Origin of the sequence: Mycobacterium sp. SMC-15 (genome assembly GCF_045310925.1) — a bacterium.
Taxonomy (GTDB): domain Bacteria; phylum Actinomycetota; class Actinomycetes; order Mycobacteriales; family Mycobacteriaceae; genus Mycobacterium.
Map to the genome: position 1 here is coordinate 617,097 of NZ_JBJIAJ010000001.1, position 18,804 is coordinate 635,900.

Below are 18,804 nucleotides of genomic sequence, written 5' to 3' on the forward strand. Positions count from 1 at the left end.
TATTGAATCACGCCAGGCTGTGTTGAACCGGGAGCCTGGCCCGCGCGTCGCCATGGCCGCTGCACTTGACCGGTAGCGGCCCCAGCTTCGCCTCTCCTCCGTCGAGCCTCGCTAAACCGCCCACCTAAGATTTGCGGTCATGGCCGTCCTACCCATCCGCATTGTGGGCGATCCCGTCCTGCACACACCGACCAGCCCGGTGCCCGTCGCCGATGACGGCTCCTTGCCGGCTGACCTCGGTGAGCTGATCACCTCGATGTACGAAACCATGGACGCCGCCAACGGCGTCGGCTTGGCCGCCAACCAGATTGGCGTGGGGCTGCGGGTCTTCGTCTACGACTGCGCCGACGACCGCCGCTCCACCACCCGGCGCCGCGGCGTCGTGGTCAACCCGGTGCTGGAGACCTCCGAGCGGCCCGAAACCATGCCCGACCCGGATGACGACGACGAAGGCTGTCTGTCGGTGCCCGGCGAATCGTTTCCGACCGGTCGGGCGCAGTGGGCGCGGGTCACCGGATTGGATGCCGACGGGAACCCGGTGACGTTGGAGGGCACCGGATTGTTCGCCCGGATGCTGCAGCACGAGACCGGGCACCTCGACGGGCTGCTCTACCTGGACATGTTGGTGGGCCGCAACGCCCGCGCCGCGAAACGGACGGTGAAGTCCAACGGCTGGGGTGTGCCCGGCCTGTCCTGGATGCCGGGCGACGTGCCCGATCCGTTCGGTCACTGACGAGCCCTCCATGCCCCAACCACCCGAACTCCCTGAGATCGGCGTCCGGGTGAGTCTGCGCTACCTGCGTCCCCCCGGCTCCGAGCCGTCGATGGGCGATGTGATTGGGCAGCTGGTGGCGACCGGGCCGGTGGTGCGGGTCCGCTCTGCCGACGGGGTGATCCACGAATGTCGCCACGCCGACGTGTTGTACGTGCGCCGGCTGACCGATCGCCCGGTGAAGAACTCGACGATCCGCTCCGTTGAGCATGCCGCCGCGCTGGCCTGGCCGGGCAGCGAACACCAATGGCTCCACGGCTGGATCCTGCGCGCCGGTCCCGGTGCCGACCTCGCGGCCAATTCCGCTGTGCCCCTGGACATGTTTGCCCACACGAATGCCATTCCGGCGATCATCGACTGGTATGCGCGGCGCGGTCTGCCCCCCTACCTGGCGGTCCCGGAGCGCCTGCTGCGGTTGCCGGAGGACATCGCGACCCGGCACCAGACCCGCACCCTGGTGTGCGACGTCGTCGCTGCCGGCACGGCCCCGGGTGACCTGGTGACGGCCGCCGGGCCCGACGCCGACTGGCTGGCGGTACAGGGCGGTGGGGCGGCTTCGGTGGAGGTGTTGACCGCGGTGGTCGACGGCGAGGCGATCTTCGCCTCGATCCCCGGGGTGGCGGTCGGTCGGGGCACCGTCACCGAGGGGCCGGACGGCACTCGCTGGCTGGGGTTGACGGCGGTGCGGGTGGCCGCGGACCACCGGCGGCAGGGCCACGGTCGCCGGATCTGCGCTGCGTTGCAGTCCTGGGGGGCCGATCGCGGTGCCACCCGCGGCTACGCGCAGGTGGCGACCAGCGACACCGGCGCGTTCGAGTTCTTCGAAGCGGTCGGATTCGCCGGCCAGCACCGCACCCGCTACATCGACGCCCGGCTGCTGGGCCGCGGCTCGTCGCCGTCGAACGAGCTTTAGGGTGGCTCCGTGACTGCGCTGCGACTGGCCACCTGGAACGTCAACTCCATCCGCACCCGGGTGGACCGGGTGACCGACTGGCTGGCCCGAGCCGAGGTCGACGTGCTGGCCATGCAGGAGACCAAGTGCACCGACGCCCAGTTCCCGACGCTGCCGTTTCACGAGTTGGGCTATGAGGTCGCCCATGTCGGGCTGAACCAGTGGAACGGCGTGGCGATCGCGTCGCGGGTCGGCCTCGACGACGTCGAGGTCGGGTTCCCCGGCCAGCCGGCCTGGGCCAAGGCCGAAGCCGATCCCGCCGTGGAGGCGCGCGCGCTCGGTGCCACGTGCGGCGGGGTGCGAGTGTGGAGCCTGTACGTGCCCAACGGACGCGCCCTGACCGACCCGCACTACACCTACAAGCTCGATTGGCTTGCGGCCCTGCGCGATACCGCCGAAGGCTGGTTGCGCGACGATCCGTCGGCCCCGATCGCTCTGGTCGGCGACTGGAACATCGCGCCGCAGGACGACGACGTATGGAGCATGGAGTTCTTCGAGGGTGCCACACACGTCTCGCAACCGGAGCGCACGGCGTTCCAGGCGATGGCCGACGCCCAATTCCTCGACGTGGTGCGCCCCTTCACGCCAGGGCCGGGCGTCTACACCTACTGGGACTACACCCAGCTGCGGTTCCCGAAGAAGCAGGGCATGCGCATCGACTTCATCCTGGGCTCCCCCGCGCTGGCGACACGGGTCGCGCACGCCGAGATCGTCCGCGAAGAGCGCAAGGGCAAGTCGCCCAGTGACCACGCCCCGGTGCTGGTCGAGATCCGGCGGGACTGATTACCGGCAGTTCTATGAATTCGGTGTGGATTTCGGACCGATCGCGAAATCGCGCATAAGATAGGCGGATTATCCAATTTGCTCATTTGAAGGGCAGGGAATTCCCATGAACGCCGTCGCAGGGACGGTAAGAAAGGTGGCCGGGGCGGCGAACCGCGCGGTCACCATGACCACTGAGGCAGCCGGAGCGATCGGCGGGGCCGCAGTCAACGGGGTAATCGGCGGCGTGAAGGGGGCGGCCAGCGGCGTACAGCGCGGGTTGCGCACCGGCAGCCACTCGACGCCCGCGGCTGCACTGACCCTGGGCGCTCTCGGCGTGACCGGACTGGTCGAGTGGCCGGTGCTGGTGGCAGTGGGCGGCACCGCGCTGGCAATCAAGCAACTGACCAACCGATCCGATGACGGCAAGGCGGCCCAGACGCCAGCTGCCCCGGTGCGGCCCCTCAAGGCGGCGCCGCCGGCGAAGGCGACGAAGCCGGTGAAGTCGGCCAGCTCATCGACCTCGGCGCGGCGCAGCCCGCAGCCGAAGAAGACAGCGGCACGGCAATCACGCAGCGGCGCCAGCAGCAGCACCCGCACGCGCACGCGCCACTAGTCGGCGCGAGTGAATTTAGGTCGTGCCGTAAGGCACTCTCTGCCGCTGCGCGCAGCGAATTTCGGTGTCCAACTGACCTCCGCACTGATAGACGCCTCGGTTCAGACCGCTGCTGGGGTAGCCGGCGCTGTCCTGCCGAACGGCGACGGGGGCCCGGTGCTGTCCCGGCGATGCTTCCGCGGCGAGGGGCGAGCCTGGGTCGAGATCCGTGGGCTCGACGGCCCGGCCGGCGACGAACTGGCGACCGCTGTACTGGGGGCGGCCCGCGCGCTGCCCGGAGTGGTCTCGGTCCGGTTGAACCACCCGCTGTCGCGCCTGGTGGTCGGGCTCGACCCCGCCGCCGGCGGTGACGTCGTCTCGATACGCGAACTGTGCCAGGCGGTGTCGGACATCGAGCGCCAGTACCGCCCGACAGCCCGCAGCGGGCATGCGCCGGTGAGCCTGCCCGGTGATGAGATGACCCAAGCGCTGCGGGTTTTGACTGTCGGCGCCAACATCGCCGGCTTGGGTGCGGCGACGGTGAGCCGGCTGCTGCGGCTGCCGGGCCTGCCGCTGGGCCTGGAGGCCGGCGTGGTCGTCGTCGACTATCAGCCTCGCCTGCGCCGGCTGCTGGAGGACAGCATCGGCAAGCAGACGACCGATGCGCTGTTGGCGCTGGCCAGCGCCGGCGTGCACGCCCTCAACCAGGCGCCGACCTCGCTGGCGGTGGACCTGTCGGTAGAGGCGATGCGCGCCGGGGAGGAACGCGCCGAGGCGCGGGCCTGGCGCCGCCTCGAGCCAGAACTCGCCGACCACGCCGAGCAGCCCTCGGTCGCCGTCCCGCAACGACCGGCGCCGCGACCGCCCGGTCCGGTGGAGCGGCACCTGACCCGCAGCGCCTGGGCGCAAGTCGCCGGCGCCGGGCTGATCGGCGCCGCGACCCGCAATCCGGATCTGGCCGGCACGGCCGCCGCGGTGACCGCTCCGAAGGCCACCCGCACCGCCCGCGAGTCGTTCGCCGCCACCCTGGGCCGCGGCCTGGCCGATCAGCACGGCACCGTCGTGTTGCGGCCCGGCAGCCTGCGTGAACTCGACCGCGTCGACACCGTGGTCATCGATCCCCGAGTGCTGTGCGGTGACACCCTGCGGGTGATGCAGGTGCGCGGCGCCGACGACGACGAACTGCGTGCGGTGTGGGCGCAGGCCCAGGCTCGGCTGACCGACACCGGCCTCACCCCCGGATGGCATCGAATCGGACCGCGCTCCGGTGTGCAGGCCTCGTTCCAACCCGCGCTGTTGCCGCTGGCGGCCGCCGTGGTGACCGAGGCCCGCCGCGCCGACGTCGAGGTGGTCTCGGTAGAAGCCGACGCCCTCGGGGAGCTGCGGCCGATTTTCGATGAGATCCGGCCGCTGGACGGGGCATCGGTGGATGAGGCGCTGACTGCCGCAGTGGTCGCCTATCAGGCCGATGGCCATGATGTCGCGGTGCTGTCCTCGGTGGCCGTCGAGGCCCTGGCGGCAGCCGACGTGGCGCTGGGCGTGCTGCCCGGACAGGGCGTCCCGCCCTGGTGCGCCGACGTGCTGCTGACCGACCTGACCGCGGTGTGGCGGGTACTGCATGCACTTCCCGCGGCTCGCTCCGCCAGCCACCGTGGTGTCGAGATCTCCATCGGCGCTACGGCATTGGGGTCGCTGCTGATGCTGCCCGGGGTGCGCGGCAGCGGACCTGGGCCGGTGACCACCGGCGCGGCGGCCGGCGCACTGTCGGGCTACTGGCTGGCCCGCCGTGCCGTGGACGCCGCGGTCCCCCGGCCGGCCGCGGTGCACGAGTGGCACGCGATGTCGGTCGACCAGGTGCGGGCGGTGCTTCCGCCGCCGGAACTGGTGGAGCCGACCAAGCCCCATCATGCGCCCGCTGCGGCGGCGGCGCTGGCGGCCGTGGATCTGGCCCGCCGGGGCGCCCAACGCACCGCGCCGCCGCGACTGGTCTGGCAATTCGCCCAGGCCGTACGCAGCGAGCTGTCCGATCCGATCACCCCGGTGCTGGCGCTGGGCGCCGCGGCCAGCGCGGTGCTGGGCTCACCCGTCGACGCGATGCTGGTCGGTTCGGTGTTGGGCGGCAACGCGATGCTGGCCGCCGCACAACGACTCATCGCCGAGCGCCGGCTCAGCGTCCTGCTGAACGAGCAGGTTCCGCCGGCACGCAAGGTCTTGCCCGACGGCAGCCACTGCGAGATTCCCGCCGAGGACCTGCTCCCGGGCGATGTGATCGAGGTACACCCGCACGAGGTGATACCCGCCGACGGACGGTTGATCGACGCGATCGATCTGGAGGTCGACGAGTCGTCGCTGACCGGCGAGTCGCTGACGGTGGTCAAACAGGTAGAGGCCACCCCGGGTGCGGATCTGGCGGACCGGGAATGCATGGTCTACGCGGGAACCACCGTGGTGACCGGCACGGCGCTGGCGCTGGTGACCGCGACCGGCGGCGATACCCACGGGCGCCGGGCGGCCGAACTGGTGGCCGGTGATCAGTCCGCCATCGGGTTGCAGCATCAGCTGAGCCTGCTCACCAGTAAGGCATGGCGGATCAGCCTGGCCGGCGGTGCGCTGGTGACCGGGCTGGGCATGGCCCGCCGGATCGGATTGCGCCAGGCGGTGGCCAGCGGTATCGCGGTGAGCGTCGCGGCCATCCCCGAAGGGTTGCCATTGGTGGCCACCCTGGCGCAGCAGGCCTCGGCCCGCCGGTTGACCAAGGCCGGTGTGCTGGTGCGGGTGCCGCGTTCCGTCGAGGCGCTGGGGCGCGTCGACGTGGTCTGCTTCGACAAGACCGGAACCCTGAGCCGCAACCGGCTGCGGGTCTCGCAGGTGCACCCGGCGGCGGGCTTCACCGACGACGACGTGCTGCGCTTCGCGGCAAGCGCGGCGCCGGTTCCCAACGGCACCCGCCAGGTGCACGCGACCGACGCCGCCATCGTGGAAGGCGCCGAAAGCGCCGGCGCCCCGGCACCGCAGGGGCCCGCCGCGCACCTGCCGTTCCGTTCCGGACGCCCGTTCTCGGCCTCCATCCGCGGAACAGAGCTAACCCTCAAGGGCGCACCGGAAGTGGTGCTGGCATGCACCGGCTCTGGCCCGACCGTCAGGAAGTCGGTGGCTGCACTGGCCGGCGGCGGTCTGCGGGTGATCGCGGTGGCCCGCCGGGAACTGACCCCCGAACAATGCTCTGCGCTGGGCGAGGATCCCGAGCCCGAGGAGATCGCCGAGTTCTGCGCCGAGGGGCTGACGTTCGTCGGCCTGCTCGGCTTGTCCGACACCCCGCGCGACGAGGCCGCTGAACTGCTCGCCGATCTCAAGCGCCGCCGAATCCCGGTGCGGCTCATCACCGGCGACCACCCGCTGACCGCCACGGCGATCGCCCGGGAGCTGGGGTTGGAGGTCGACGGCGATCAGGTGATCAGCGGCGCACAGTGGGATGCGTTGTCCCGCAAGGAACAGGAGCTTGCGGTAGCCGAGCGAGTGGTGTTCGCCCGGATGTCTCCGGAGAACAAGGTCCAGATCGTGCAAACCCTGGAACGCACCGGCAAGGTGTCGGCGATGGTGGGCGACGGCGCCAACGACGCCGCGGCGATCCGGGCCGCCACCGTCGGTATTGCGGTGGTGGCGCACGGCAGTGAAGCGGCCAGCACCGCTGCCGATGTAGTGCTGCTCGACGAGCGAATCGACACCCTGCTGGACGCGTTGGATGAGGGCCGTGAGCTGTGGCAGCGGGTGCAGGCCGCGGTGGCGGTGCTGTTGGGCGGCAATGCCGGCGAGGTGGCGTTCGCGATCATCGGTAGCGCACTGACCGGCCGCTCGCCGCTGAACGCCCGCCAGCTACTGCTGGTCAACATGCTGACCGACGCACTGCCGGCCACCGCACTGGCGGTCAGTTCGCTCAACGAGTCGGCCGCCGCCGGCGGGCACGGTCCCGACGAGCGTGCGCTGTGGCGCACGGTGGCCGTGCGTGGCGTGACGACGGCGTCGGCCGCGGTGGGAGCGTGGGGGCTGGCGTCGGTCACCGGTCGCCAGCAACGGGCCTCGACCGTGGCGCTGGTGTCGCTGGTCGCCACGCAGCTGGGTCAGACGCTGCTGGACTCGCACGACCCGCTGGTCGTGGCGACCGCTGTCGGCTCGCTCGGCGTGATGGGGACGTTGATCACCATCCCGGGTATCAGCCAGCTGCTGGGTTGCACCCCGATCGGACCGCTGGGCTGGGCTCAGGCACTGGGTACGGCGACGGTGGCCACCCTCGGCGCGGCCGTGGTGCCTCGGCTGCTTTCGGGGTCGCAGGACGACACGGTGAAGCCGAAGGAGTTCATCGTTCCCGGGCCGCGGCAACCGGACCGCCCGCAGGCATCATCCAACGGTCAAGGAGCGCCGCGGCTGCGGCTTGTGCACAATGGGGACACTGACTCTCGTCGCGGAACGGTCGCGGCTCGATCATCCGGCGATCCATCGCCACCAGGAGGTTCATGATGGCGGACAAACCGCGGCGCAGCGCATCCCAGCGCGAGGCAGTAGCCCACATCCGCGAGGCGGAGGGGTTCGCCGTTGAATTGCCGCTGTTCGGCAAGGTGACGGTGCCGCGGCCCGAGCAATTGGCCTACTACGGCGGACTGGCACTGCTGGCCGCGTTCGAGATCATTGACTGGCCGGTGGCCGTGGCGGTGGCTGCCGGCCACATTCTGGCCAGCAACCACCGCAGTGAAGTGCTCGAACAACTCGGCGAGGCCCTAGAAGAGGTCTAGCCGAGGTCCGGCCTCGGTTGACCCTCAGTTGTTGACGGTCAGCACTCCGACGCGCCACAGGAGTGCGTACATCTGGTGCAGCGGACCACTGAGCAGCCGCGTGGTCATGTCGACCAGCGGGTCCGAGGTAGGAGCGGCAGGACGGTGGTCCAGCTTCTTCGCCGTGCTGAGCGCACGCGGGGCGGGAGCCGGAGCCGTGATGTCGGTGTAGGCGATTGCAACCATGATGGCCTCCTAGTCGCGTAACGGTGCTACGCGCTCAGCTGGAGGCCGGGATCGTGGCTCAGCTGGAGGCGGTATGCGACCGTTCGGATGGGGACGGAACAGATGTCAGATATCGGCTCGGACTATCACCGGAACTCATTCGTCCCTCACCCCCTCTCGGTCGCGGGCGCGCAAGCGCGCCGGATTCACCGCATGCTTAGGAGGGCAGCTCCGACGACTGTCGGAAGACCGCACCCCTCTCGTCAGAGCTTCGACACTGCACGGCGTGTCCCTATTCAGGAAGCCACTTGGGCTCAACCCTTAAGCCGGGAGGAGCTGTCCTGACCCGGGGCGTCTTTCGACGTTCGGGGTCAGTGGCCTATGTCCGTGCAGACGCCTCACCTAACGAGGTGCTTGCACGGTCCATAGTGCACCACCGAGGGGGCGGGGTCAACTCCACCCGATTCGGGTGTGTCGAGGGTCTCTGACGTGCAGCGATACCCCCAGACCCCCTGCGCACGAGGTGTCACACCAGTCACTTTGGTACCAGAACGAGACCGTGACGGCCCGGTTCTGCGACCAACGCGCAGAACCGGGCCGTCAGGCTTCGCAGCGGCTCGAGTCAGCCGGCCAGCGACGCGAACAACGGTCCGGTCAGCTGCAGTCCGGTGCCGGCACCGGCGGTGACGAAGAAGCCGAACAGCGCCAGCGCGGCGCCGGCCAGCGACACGTCCTTGTTGAAGTGGGTCTGCTCGCCGGCCTTGGCCTCGGGGTCCCGCTCGTTCCAGAACGGATGCATGAGGAACGCTGTCGGCAGCAGGAAGACCGCCAGCATCAGCGCGCCGAGATCCGCCCAAGCGCCCACGATCACCAAGACCGCGCCGGTAAGCATCCAGACGCCCGAGCCCAGCACCGCCAGCCTGCCGGGCTTGATGCCCTTGCTCTCGGTAAAGGCCGCTATCGCGGCGGTCTGAGTGAAGTGCCCCAGCGCTCCGCCGACGAACACGGCGCCGAACAGGATTCGGCCGATCAATATCACGATGTCCACAACGGACCCCTCTCACACTTTGTAGTTGCGTATTCAACTACATCAGAGCCTAAGGGCGTTCTCGTTGCATTGTCAACTAAATTCCACGCGTCGCCGCGTCATCGCGAGGGCGCGGCCGCTCCAGATGACGTGACCTTTGTTCCGCGGCCCGCATGGATTTCAGCGCCGGTCGACCGGCAAGAGCGATGACCACCCGATGATTGCCGTCGAAACCAGTTGTGGGCCTCCGCGGCGGTTGGCGTGCGTCAGTCCCGCAGATTCAGCGGCTCGACGGCGTAGCGCCCCGGCGTCCGCCATGACGCGAGCGCCCCGAGCAGCATCATCACCGCCGCGGCGGCAAAGACCACCGCCAGGCCGGCGTGGAAGGGCCCGGAGATCAGCTGCGGGAAGAAGCTGTGCCCGGTCAGCGCCTCGGCGTCCACACCGGGCGCGGCCAGCGCACCCGACGGCGCGAGCAGCTCGGCGATCGGGTTGTAGCCCAGAAACGCCGCGAACAGGCTTCCCACCGGCGGGGTGCTGGCCACCTGATCGGCGACACCGGCAGACACCCCCTGCTGCTGTAATCCGGCGCCCAGGGCCGCCGGCAACGTGTTGGCCAGTCCGATCACCATCAGCGAGAAGAAGATGCCGATCGATAGCGACGTGCCGGCATTGAAGAACGTGGCTCGCACGCCCGACGCCGCCCCACGCTGGTCGGCCGGGACACTGGACATGACCACGGCACTGTTGGGTGCGGTGAAGATCCCGCCACCCAGGCCGTTGAGGAACACCAGCGCCGCGAACACCCGGTAGTCGAAGTCCACCGGAAGCAGCACCAGCCCCACGAACGTCGCCGCCATCAGCACCATGCCGCCGACGGTGAACGGACGGGCGCCGCGGCGGTCCGACAACGAACCGGCCACCGGACCGGCCAACAAGAACCCCGCCGTCATGGGCAGCAGATAGATACCCGACCACAACGGCGTCGATTCGTAGCTGTAGCCGTGCAGCGGCAGCCAGATGCCCTGCAGCCAGATGATCAGCATGAACTGCATGCCACCGCGCCCAATCGCCGACAGCAACCCGGCCATGTTGGCCATCCCGAACGCTGGAATCGCGAACAGGCGCACGTCGAGCAGCGGCGAGGCAACCCGTAGTTCGATGAAACAGAACAGCACCAGCAGGGCCACGCCGAGCCCCAGCGAACCCAGCACGGCGGGACTGCCCCAGCTGGTCGGCGAAGATCCATGCGGCTGAATGCTGTAGGTGATGGCGGTCAACACCACGGTCAGCCCCAGACCGAGCGTCGCGGTGCCCGCCCAGTCCAGCTTCGCCGGCGCCTTCTCACCGAGTTCGTGCAGTGAGCGCAGCGACCAGACGGTGCCCAACACTCCGATCGGCACCCCGACCCAGAACACCGCGCGCCAGTCCCACTCCGACAGCACGCCGCCGATCAGCAGGCCGACGAACGACCCGGCGACCGCGGCCACCTGGTTGACACCCAGCGCCATGCCGCGCTGATTGGCCGGGAACGCGTCGGTGAGGATCGCCGACGACGACGCCATCAGCATCGCCCCGCCGACGCCCTGCACCACCCGCCACGCGATCAGCCATTGGGCACCGCGGCCCATGTCGAACGGGTCGATCGACAGCGCGATCGCCGCGACGGTGAACACCACGAAGCCCAGGTTGTAGATGCGCACCCTGCCGAACATGTCCCCGAGCCGGCCGAAGAACACCACCAGCACAGCCGACACCAGCAGATAGCCCATCAACATCCACAGCAGGTAGCTGACGTTGGCCGGCTCGAGCGGATTCAGGCCGATACCGCGGAAGATCGCCGGCATCGAGATCAGCACGATCGAGCCGTTGATGGTCGCCAACAGAACACCCAGCGTGGTGTTGGACAGCGCGACCCACTTGTAGCGCGGGTGGTCACGGTCGTAGCGCAGTCGGCGGCGAGCGGTGGCGACGGCGCCCGGGTCCTGGACACCGGTGTTCACCTGCTCTATCTGCGCCGTCATGTCTCTCCCAGCTACCTCTACCCCGACCACATATGTTAGCTAAGCAAATGATCAGTTACCTAATTCTCGTCCGGCGCCCTCGGCGCCTTACGCCGACTGCTGCGCTGCGATAGCGTGGCAGTGCACGAATCGCCAGTGCAGAAATCGCCAAAGAACCGCGGGAGCGCAACCAGTGCGCTGAGAGGACGGCCGGGGCCGTCGACCGTACGAACCTGACCGGGTCATGCCGGCAAGGGAGAGGAAGAACTATGACTGACGTTGCAGTGGAGCCGCAGGTCACCACCGGGCCCATCCCCTACAGCGAGAAGGCCTACCGCGAGATCGAAGCTCCCGGCGGCGTGAAAATGAAGGTGCCGTTCCGGCGCATCAACCTCACCACCGGTGAGCATTTCGACGTCTACGACACCTCCGGTCCCTACACCGACACCAATGCCGACATCGACCTGCACCGCGGCTTGGCGCCTCGACCGGGGGTGGTGACCGATCGAGGAACCCAGCTGCAGCGCGCCCAGGCCGGTGAGATCACCGCCGAGATGGCCTTCATCGCCGCCCGCGAGGGAGTTCCCGCCGAACTGGTGCGCGACGAGGTCGCCCGCGGGCGAGCGGTGATCCCGGCCAACCACAACCACCCCGAGCTGGAGCCGATGATCATCGGCAAGGCGTTCAAGGTGAAGATCAACGCCAACATCGGTAACTCCGCGGTGACAAGCTCGATCGCCGAAGAGGTGGACAAGCTGGTGTGGGCCACCCGCTGGGGCGCCGACAACGTCATGGACCTGTCCACCGGCAAGGACATCCACGAGACCCGCGAGTGGATTCTGCGCAACTCGCCGGTGCCGATCGGGACGGTGCCGATCTACCAGGCACTGGAGAAGGTCAACGGCGACCCGACCAAACTGACCTGGGAGCTGTACCGCGACACCGTGATCGAGCAGTGCGAGCAGGGCGTGGACTACATGACCGTGCACGCCGGGGTGCTGTTGCGGTATGTGCCGTTGACCGCCAAGCGGGTCACCGGCATCGTGTCGCGCGGCGGTTCGATCATGGCGGCGTGGTGCCTGTCGCGGCATCAGGAGTCCTTCCTGTACACCAACTTCGAAGAACTGGCCGACATCCTGGCCAGCTACGACGTCACGTTCTCCCTCGGCGACGGGCTGCGGCCGGGCTCGATTGCCGACGCCAACGACGAAGCCCAGTTCGCCGAATTGCGCACCCTCGGTGAGCTGACCAAGATCGCCAAATCCCGTGGCGCGCAGGTGATGATCGAGGGTCCGGGCCACGTCCCGATGCACAAGATCGTCGAGAATGTGCGGTTGGAAGAGGAATGGTGCGACGAGGCGCCCTTCTACACCCTGGGGCCGCTGGCCACCGACATCGCGCCGGCCTACGACCACATCACCTCGGCGATCGGCGCGGCCATCATCGCCCAGGCCGGCACCGCGATGCTGTGCTACGTGACTCCCAAGGAGCACCTGGGGCTGCCCGACCGCAAGGACGTCAAGGACGGGGTGATCGCCTACAAGATCGCCGCACACGCCGCCGACCTGGCCAAGGGACACCCCGGAGCCCAGGATCGCGACAACGCACTGTCCAAGGCACGCTTCGAGTTCCGCTGGTATGACCAGTTCGCGTTGTCCCTGGACCCGGACACCGCACGCGAGTACCACGACGAGACACTGCCTGCCGAGCCGGCGAAGTCCGCACACTTCTGCTCGATGTGCGGCCCGAAGTTCTGCTCGATGCGGATCAGTCACGATGTGCGCGACTACGCCAACGAGCACGGCCTGCAGACCCAGGACGACATCGACGCCGCCATCAAGAAGGGCATGGACGAGAAGTCCGCCGAGTTCGCCGACCACGGCAACCGGGTGTACCTGCCCATCTCCACCTAGTGGTGATCGCAAGCGCGGCGGAGCCGGGCGAAGCGGGTCGCCACTCATCCAGCACAGTGGACTTCCTCCCACTGGCCCCGCCGGGGGCGACACCGGTACGGATACTCACCGTTGCCGGCTCGGACTCCGGCGGCGGCGCGGGGATTCAGGCCGATATGCGTACGTGTGCGTTGCTCGGGGTGCACGCTTGCGTCGCGGTGACCGCTGTGACGGTGCAGAACACCGTGGGAGTCAAGAGCTTTCACGAGATTCCCGCCGACACCGTGGCCGCCCAGATCAACACGGTGGTGCCCGATATCGGGATTCAGGCCGCCAAGACCGGGATGCTGGCGTCGGCGCAGATCATCACCGCGGTGGCGGCAACCTGGCGGGAACTCGGGCTAACGGTCCCCTTGGTGGTCGATCCGGTGTCCGCGTCCATGCACGGCGATGCACTGCTGGCGTCGTCGGCGCTGGATGCGCTCCGCGACAACCTGTTTCCGCTCGCGACCCTGGTGACCCCGAATTTGCACGAGGTGCGACTGTTGGTCGGTATCGACGTGGTCGATGCCGCGTCCCAGCGTGCGGCGGCTCGTGCGCTGCATGCCCTGGGACCGCGGTGGGCACTGGTCAAGGGCGGGCACCTGCCCTCGACGGAACACAGTCCGGACCTGCTCTATGACGGCACCGATTTTCTGGAGTTCCCCGGGCCGCGGGTGGCCACCGGCGACGACCACGGCGCCGGCGACACGCTCGCGGCGGCCTCGGCGGCGGCGCTGGCGCACGGGTTCAGCGTGCCGGACGCCGTGGCGTTCGCCAAACGCTGGGTGACCGAGTGCCTGCGGGCCGCCTACCCGCTGGGCCGGGGGCACGGCCCGGTCTCGCCGTTGTTCCGGTTGGGGCTGGGCGCCTCGTGAGCCTGGAGGAAATCGCCGGTTTGGACGGGCTGGCGCACCGCCCCGCCAAATCCCCCGCCGGAGTGGTGTTGCTGGCACACGGCGCCGGCGGCAACCGTGATTCCCCTATGCTGCAACGGCTTTGCGACGAATGGTCGCGTCGCGGTTTCCTGGCGATCCGCTACAACCTGCCGTTCCGGCGGCGCCGCCCCAAGGGCCCGCCCTCGGGATCGGGCGCCGGCGACCGGGAGGGCATCACCGAGGCGATCGAATACGGCCGCGGCCTGGCCGACGGTCCGCTGATCGTCGGCGGGCATTCCTACGGCGGCCGGCAGACCTCGATGGTGGTGGCTGCCGGCGATGTCGCGGTCGACCTGCTGACACTGTTCTCCTATCCGCTGCACCCGCCGGGCAAACCCGAGCGCACTCGCACCGAACACCTGCCTGAGATCGTCGTCCCGACGGTGTTCACCCACGGCAGCTCGGACAGCTTCGGAACCGGCGCAGAGATCCGCGCTGCCGCCGCACTGATACCCGCGCCGCATGAAGTCGTCGAGATCACCGGCGCCCGCCACGATCTGGCGTCCAAGACACTGAACGTGCCGGTGCTGGCGGTCGACGCGGCGCTACGCCTGCTGGGCTGAGCCCGCGGCGATCAGGGCAGGACGACGACGCTGGCCGCGTAGCTCAAACCCGACCCGTAGCCGAGTAGCAGTGCCAGCTCACCGGATTTGGCGATGCCGGCCGAGAGCAGCTGCTCCATCGCCAGCGGGATGGATGCCGCAGAGGTGTTGCCGCTGTTCTCGATGTCATTGGCAACGACGACGTCGGCGCGCAGCTCGAGACTCTTGGCGATCAACGCGTTGATCCGACTGTTGGCCTGGTGCGGAATGAAGACATCGATATCGTGGGCTTGCAGACCGGCCGCCGCGATGGCTCGTCTCCCGACGTCGCTCATTTCGTATGCTGCCCAGCGGAATACCGTGCTGCCGTCCATGCGCAGGAAGGGCCGTGGTCCGTCCGGCTGCTCGGTGTAGCTGATCCAGTCGATGTCCTGGCGGATCGCGTCACGGTTCTCGCCGTCACTGCCCCACACGATCGAGCCGATACCGTGCACCGGAGTCTCGCCGACGACGACCGCACCGGCCCCGTCGCCGAAGATGAAGCAGTTCGAACGGTCCTGCATGTCGATCGTTGGCGAGAGCACCTCAGAACCGATGACCAAAGCGGTGTTGATGGTCCGGCCGCGGAGCAGATCCGCCGCCACCCCCAGGGCATAACCGAACCCTGCGCATCCGGTGGCCACATCGAAGGCAGGCACGCCCTGCGCTCCGAGGGCGACCGCGACGGTGGGCGCGCACGAAGGGGTCTGGCGGAAGTTGGTACTGGTCGCGACGATCACCGCGTCCACCCCAGACCCGTCGAGCCCGGCCTGAGACAGCGCGTTGCGGCCGGCCTCGATGGCCAGACCCGCCACGGTGTCGGTCTCATCGGCGAACCGGCGCGTCTTGATTCCGGTACGGGACTGAATCCATTCGTCAGAGGAGTCGATGCGCGCGCAGATCTCGTCGTTGGTGACCACCCGCGCCGGGCGAGAAGCGCCGACGCCGAGCAGGCCGATCGGTCGGGTGGCGGCAGGATGGCGAATCTCGCTCAAGAAAACGTCTCTCGGCCTTAGGCCAACAGCTAACTAAAGCGTCTAACCATAACGCCCCCTGCGCCGGCGACGGCCCCGTACCGGCAACCCCTCAGCGGTCGTAGGCATCCTCATCGGCGGGCACACCCCGATGCTGCTCGACCACGTCGGCGATGTCGGCGTTGTCACCGGCGGAGATCTCGGGGCCCGGCGTCTCGTCGTCGGCCTCGTCGCCCACGGCGGCCGGAACCGCCTGTTCGGCCAAATCTGCGTCGCTGGCTTCGACATTGCGGCTGGTCATGACTGCCCTCCCCGAAATCTCCGAACAGCGTGCAAGCCCCATTGTCTCCCATCCGCCGGGCGGCCCGGGAGCTTCGCTGGTTACCGGTGAGTCAGGTACCTTAATTTTCATGGGTATCGAGCAGTTCGACGTCGTTATCGTGGGTGCGGGCTTCGGCGGAATGGGTGCGGCCATCGAGCTGAAGAAGCTCGGCTACCACGACATCGTCCTGCTCGAGCGTGAAGACGATCTCGGCGGAACCTGGCACGTCAACCACTATCCCGGCCTGGCCGTCGACATCCCGTCGACCACCTACGCGTACTGGTTCGAGCCGAATCCCTATTGGTCGCGGATGTTCGCCCCCGGCGAAGAGATCAAGCGGTACGCCGAGCACGTCGCCGACAAGTACGACGTGCGCCGCCACATGCGCTTCAACACCACCGTGGACAGTGCCCAGTGGGACGAGGACGCCCAGCGCTGGCAGGTGGCCCTGGCCGGCGGCGAGACGCTGAGCGCCCGATTCCTGATCACCGCCACCGGTTTCCTGTCCCAGCCGCGCAACCCGGACATCGCCGGGATCGACAGCTTCGCCGGGAAGGTGGTACACACCGCCGCCTGGGACCACGACTACGACTTCACCGGCCGTCGGGTCGGGCAGATCGGCACCGGCGCTACCGCGGTGCAGCTGATTCCGCAGCTGGCCAAGACCGTCGCAGACCTGACCGTGTTTCAGCGCACCGCGATCTGGGTGGCGCCCAAGCTCGACTTCCGGATCCCGGCGCGGCTGCAGAAACTGTTCGCCCGGGTCCCGTTCGCCCAGCGGGTGATGCGCTTCATCAGCGACTACCTGCTGGAGTTCATGACGGTGACCGCGGTGTTGAACTACCCCGCCTTCCGGCGGCTGTCGATCGCGGGGATGGACGCGTGCAAGATCCACCGGTTCGTCCAGATCCGCGACAAGGAACTGCGGGCCAAGCTGACCCCGAACTACGACATCGGCTGCAAGCGGCCCAGCTGGTCCAACGACTACTACCGCAGCTTCACCAAGCCGCATGTGCACCTGGAGACCACCGGCATCGAGCGGATCGAACCGGACGGCATCGTCACCGTCGACGGCCGCAAGACCGTCATCGACACCTTGGTGCTGGCCACCGGGTATGACCTGTGGGAGGCCAACTTCCCGGCGATCGAGATCGTGGGGCGGGAGGGGCGCAACCTGGGTAAGTGGTGGCGGGAGACCCGGTTCCAGGCCTACCAGGGCCTGTCGATACCGCATTTCCCGAACTTCCTGAGCCTGGCCAGCCCATACGGGTTCTCCGGCCTGTCGTTCTTCAACACCATGGAATACCAGATGCGGCACATGGGCCGACTGTTCGGCGAGCTGCAGCGCCGCAACGCGACCACGTTCGAGGTCACCGAAGCCGCCAACACCCGGTTCCTGGACGCCATGACCAAACGGCTGGACCACACGGTGTTCTACGCCGGGGACTGCACGACATCGCGGTCCTACTACTACAACCCCAGCGGCGAAGCGACCCTGTTGCGGCCCACCACGGTGCGCAACGCGGTGCGCGACGGCTCGCAGTTCCCGCTAGAGGACTACGAAATCGCCTGATCCGTCAGGCGGTTCAGCGAGGCTCGACGCAGGAGAGGCGAAGCTGGGACCGCCTCATAAACCAGCGGTTCAGCGAGGCTCGACGCCAACCTTCTCAGGTGTCAAGGCCGCGGAACACGATGGACTCCATCAGCCTGCGCAAGCAGGCCTGCGCATAACCGGGTCCCCCGGCCAGAAAACCGGTACCCGGTATCTCGCCGCCTCGGGCGACCCGCCCCAGGTCGTCCACGAGCGCCGCCAAAGCGTGCACCAAGAACTTGGCGTGCATCGAATCCAGGTCCGGCCTGATCGCCATCAGCGGTCGGGCCCAGGTTTCGATGAACGCGCGCTCGGAAGCGCGCAGCAGTTCGCGTTCCGCCGGCGCCAGGTTCACCCGCTCAGTGTCATAGACCGACGCCAACTCGGGGTTGGCGAACACCGTAGCCACATACGCCTCGATCAACCGGCGCAGCGCCTCTTCGGGCTCGGCGAAAACACCGGCGATGGCCGCCATCTCCCCGGCAATCCGGTCCACGGCGCGCTGCAGCCCCGTCGTCAAGATGTCGCTCTTGCTCGAGAAATAGCGGTAGACGCCGGATGCGGGGACACCCACGGCGTCGGCGATCTCGGTGACGCCGGTCTCGGCATATCCCTGCTTGCCGAACAACAGCACCGCCGAGTTCAGCAGCGCCTCATAGGGGCCGGCGTCCGGCGTGAAGATACGCCACACCGACGGCCGATTGACCCCTACGTCGTCGGTTCCGGGAAGCTGCGCGGCGACCACTGATCGCGACGCATCGATGAGCAACGGCTTGATCTCGTCGTCCGGGAGCTGCAGCCGGTGCCCGATGATGCTGCCGGCGACACTGACCAGCGCTACCGTCAGCGTCCACTGCTCCAAGGAGTTCAGTTCGGGACGCATGACGCTGATGGGCCGTTTCAGACGCGCACCGACGGTGTGCATCTGCGTCATGAGCTTGGCTTGGTCTTCTGACTGCAGGTAGCGAGCCTGCCACCGGAACAGCCCGCTGGCCTCACGGTTGAGGATCGATGAGGTGATGAGCCCGTCGACCACCTGGTCCAACACCGCCGGTGCGGCGCTGTGCACGTCGGCATCGGACAACTCGTCGACGAAAGCAGTCGAGTCGATCAACTGCTGGCCAAGCGAGCCGACGACGACCGCGAACATCTCGTACTTGCTGGGATAGTGCCGGTACAGCGCCGGCGCGGAGATCCCGACCTTGGAAGCTATCGCCTCCATGCTTGTCGCGTGGTAGCCCTGCGCACTGAAAGTTTCCGCGGCAGCACGCGTGATCTGCGCCTTGCGGTCCTTGGGGCGCCGCTTTATGCGGGCACCAGTACGTCCGACAGGGTCGTTCGTGGCACCAAGCGAGGTCACCACCC

The 18,804-nt window shown here is 68.3% G+C and carries 16 protein-coding genes and 2 riboswitches; of the genes, 10 read left to right on the forward strand and 6 right to left on the reverse strand.

Going from position 1 to position 18,804, the window contains the following annotated elements; genetic code table 11:
- Positions 1-139 precede the first annotated feature (139 nt).
- The 6 genes from ACJH71_RS02950 (at position 140) to ACJH71_RS02975 (ending at position 7,868) form a co-directional block, all read left to right on the forward strand.
- Positions 140-733, forward strand: coding sequence for a peptide deformylase (locus tag ACJH71_RS02950; protein WP_406756517.1), 594 nt, complete (start codon positions 140-142; stop codon positions 731-733).
- 10 nt (positions 734-743) lie between these two features.
- Positions 744-1,685: a GNAT family N-acetyltransferase gene (locus tag ACJH71_RS02955; RefSeq protein ID WP_406756518.1), complete on the forward strand. Its 942-nt coding sequence runs from the start codon at positions 744-746 to the stop codon at positions 1,683-1,685.
- 18 nt (positions 1,686-1,703) lie between these two features.
- Complete coding sequence (locus tag ACJH71_RS02960) at positions 1,704-2,507, forward strand: exodeoxyribonuclease III (protein WP_406756586.1); 804 nt, start codon at positions 1,704-1,706, stop codon at positions 2,505-2,507.
- Positions 2,508-2,613: 106 nt separating this feature from the next.
- On the forward strand, positions 2,614-3,102 hold the full coding sequence (locus ACJH71_RS02965) for a hypothetical protein (RefSeq protein ID WP_406756519.1): 489 nt from the start codon (positions 2,614-2,616) through the stop codon (positions 3,100-3,102).
- A gap of 39 nt (positions 3,103-3,141) precedes the next feature.
- Positions 3,142-7,596, forward strand: a complete 4,455-nt coding sequence (locus ACJH71_RS02970) for a cation-translocating P-type ATPase (protein ID WP_406756587.1) — start codon at positions 3,142-3,144, stop codon at positions 7,594-7,596.
- Complete coding sequence (locus tag ACJH71_RS02975) at positions 7,593-7,868, forward strand: hypothetical protein (protein WP_406756520.1); 276 nt, start codon at positions 7,593-7,595, stop codon at positions 7,866-7,868. Before ACJH71_RS02970 ends, ACJH71_RS02975 begins: the two co-directional genes overlap by 4 nt.
- Positions 7,869-7,892: 24 nt before the next feature.
- Here the strand turns inward: ACJH71_RS02975 and ACJH71_RS02980 are convergent, their stop codons facing one another.
- The 3 genes from ACJH71_RS02980 to ACJH71_RS02990 form a co-directional block, all read right to left on the reverse strand.
- Positions 7,893-8,093, reverse strand: a complete 201-nt coding sequence (locus ACJH71_RS02980) for an Rv1535 family protein (RefSeq protein WP_406756521.1) — start codon at positions 8,091-8,093, stop codon at positions 7,893-7,895.
- 227 nt (positions 8,094-8,320) lie between these two features.
- A riboswitch (M-box (ykoK) riboswitch) is annotated at positions 8,321-8,489 on the reverse strand.
- A gap of 205 nt (positions 8,490-8,694) precedes the next feature.
- A complete protein-coding gene (locus tag ACJH71_RS02985) occupies positions 8,695-9,120 on the reverse strand; it encodes a DoxX family protein (RefSeq protein ID WP_406756522.1) in 426 nt (141 codons plus the stop codon).
- Between the two features lie 245 nt (positions 9,121-9,365).
- Entirely contained in the window at positions 9,366-11,123 is a 1,758-nt protein-coding gene (locus ACJH71_RS02990) for an MFS transporter (RefSeq protein ID WP_406756523.1), read from the reverse strand.
- A 149-nt stretch (positions 11,124-11,272) separates the two neighbouring features.
- A riboswitch (TPP riboswitch) is annotated at positions 11,273-11,377 on the forward strand.
- On the opposite strand from ACJH71_RS02990, the gene thiC reads away from it, so the two are divergent.
- From thiC to ACJH71_RS03005, 3 genes are all read left to right on the forward strand, one after another.
- Positions 11,372-13,015, forward strand: a complete 1,644-nt coding sequence (gene thiC, locus ACJH71_RS02995) for a phosphomethylpyrimidine synthase ThiC (RefSeq protein ID WP_406756524.1) — start codon at positions 11,372-11,374, stop codon at positions 13,013-13,015. It overlaps the preceding riboswitch by 6 nt.
- 56 nt (positions 13,016-13,071) lie before the next feature.
- On the forward strand, positions 13,072-13,911 hold the full coding sequence (thiD, locus tag ACJH71_RS03000) for a bifunctional hydroxymethylpyrimidine kinase/phosphomethylpyrimidine kinase (protein ID WP_406756525.1): 840 nt from the start codon (positions 13,072-13,074) through the stop codon (positions 13,909-13,911).
- Entirely contained in the window at positions 13,908-14,534 is a 627-nt protein-coding gene (locus tag ACJH71_RS03005; RefSeq protein ID WP_406756526.1) for an alpha/beta family hydrolase, read from the forward strand. Before thiD ends, ACJH71_RS03005 begins: the two co-directional genes overlap by 4 nt.
- An 11-nt stretch (positions 14,535-14,545) precedes the next feature.
- On the opposite strand, the gene ACJH71_RS03010 is transcribed toward ACJH71_RS03005, so the two are convergent.
- Positions 14,546-15,547 (reverse strand): beta-ketoacyl-ACP synthase III, encoded by a 1,002-nt coding sequence (locus ACJH71_RS03010; protein ID WP_406756527.1) that lies wholly within the window; start codon positions 15,545-15,547, stop codon positions 14,546-14,548.
- A gap of 91 nt (positions 15,548-15,638) precedes the next feature.
- On the reverse strand, positions 15,639-15,827 hold the full coding sequence (locus ACJH71_RS03015; RefSeq protein WP_406756528.1) for a hypothetical protein: 189 nt from the start codon (positions 15,825-15,827) through the stop codon (positions 15,639-15,641).
- Between the two features lie 109 nt (positions 15,828-15,936).
- Here ACJH71_RS03015 and ACJH71_RS03020 point away from each other — a divergent pair, with 109 nt between their 5' ends.
- Positions 15,937-17,421: a flavin-containing monooxygenase gene (locus tag ACJH71_RS03020; protein ID WP_406756529.1), complete on the forward strand. Its 1,485-nt coding sequence runs from the start codon at positions 15,937-15,939 to the stop codon at positions 17,419-17,421.
- A 94-nt stretch (positions 17,422-17,515) separates the two neighbouring features.
- Here the strand turns inward: ACJH71_RS03020 and ACJH71_RS03025 are convergent, their stop codons facing one another.
- On the reverse strand, positions 17,516-18,802 hold the full coding sequence (locus tag ACJH71_RS03025; protein ID WP_406756530.1) for a TetR/AcrR family transcriptional regulator: 1,287 nt from the start codon (positions 18,800-18,802) through the stop codon (positions 17,516-17,518).
- Between the last annotated feature and the right edge of the window lie 2 nt (positions 18,803-18,804).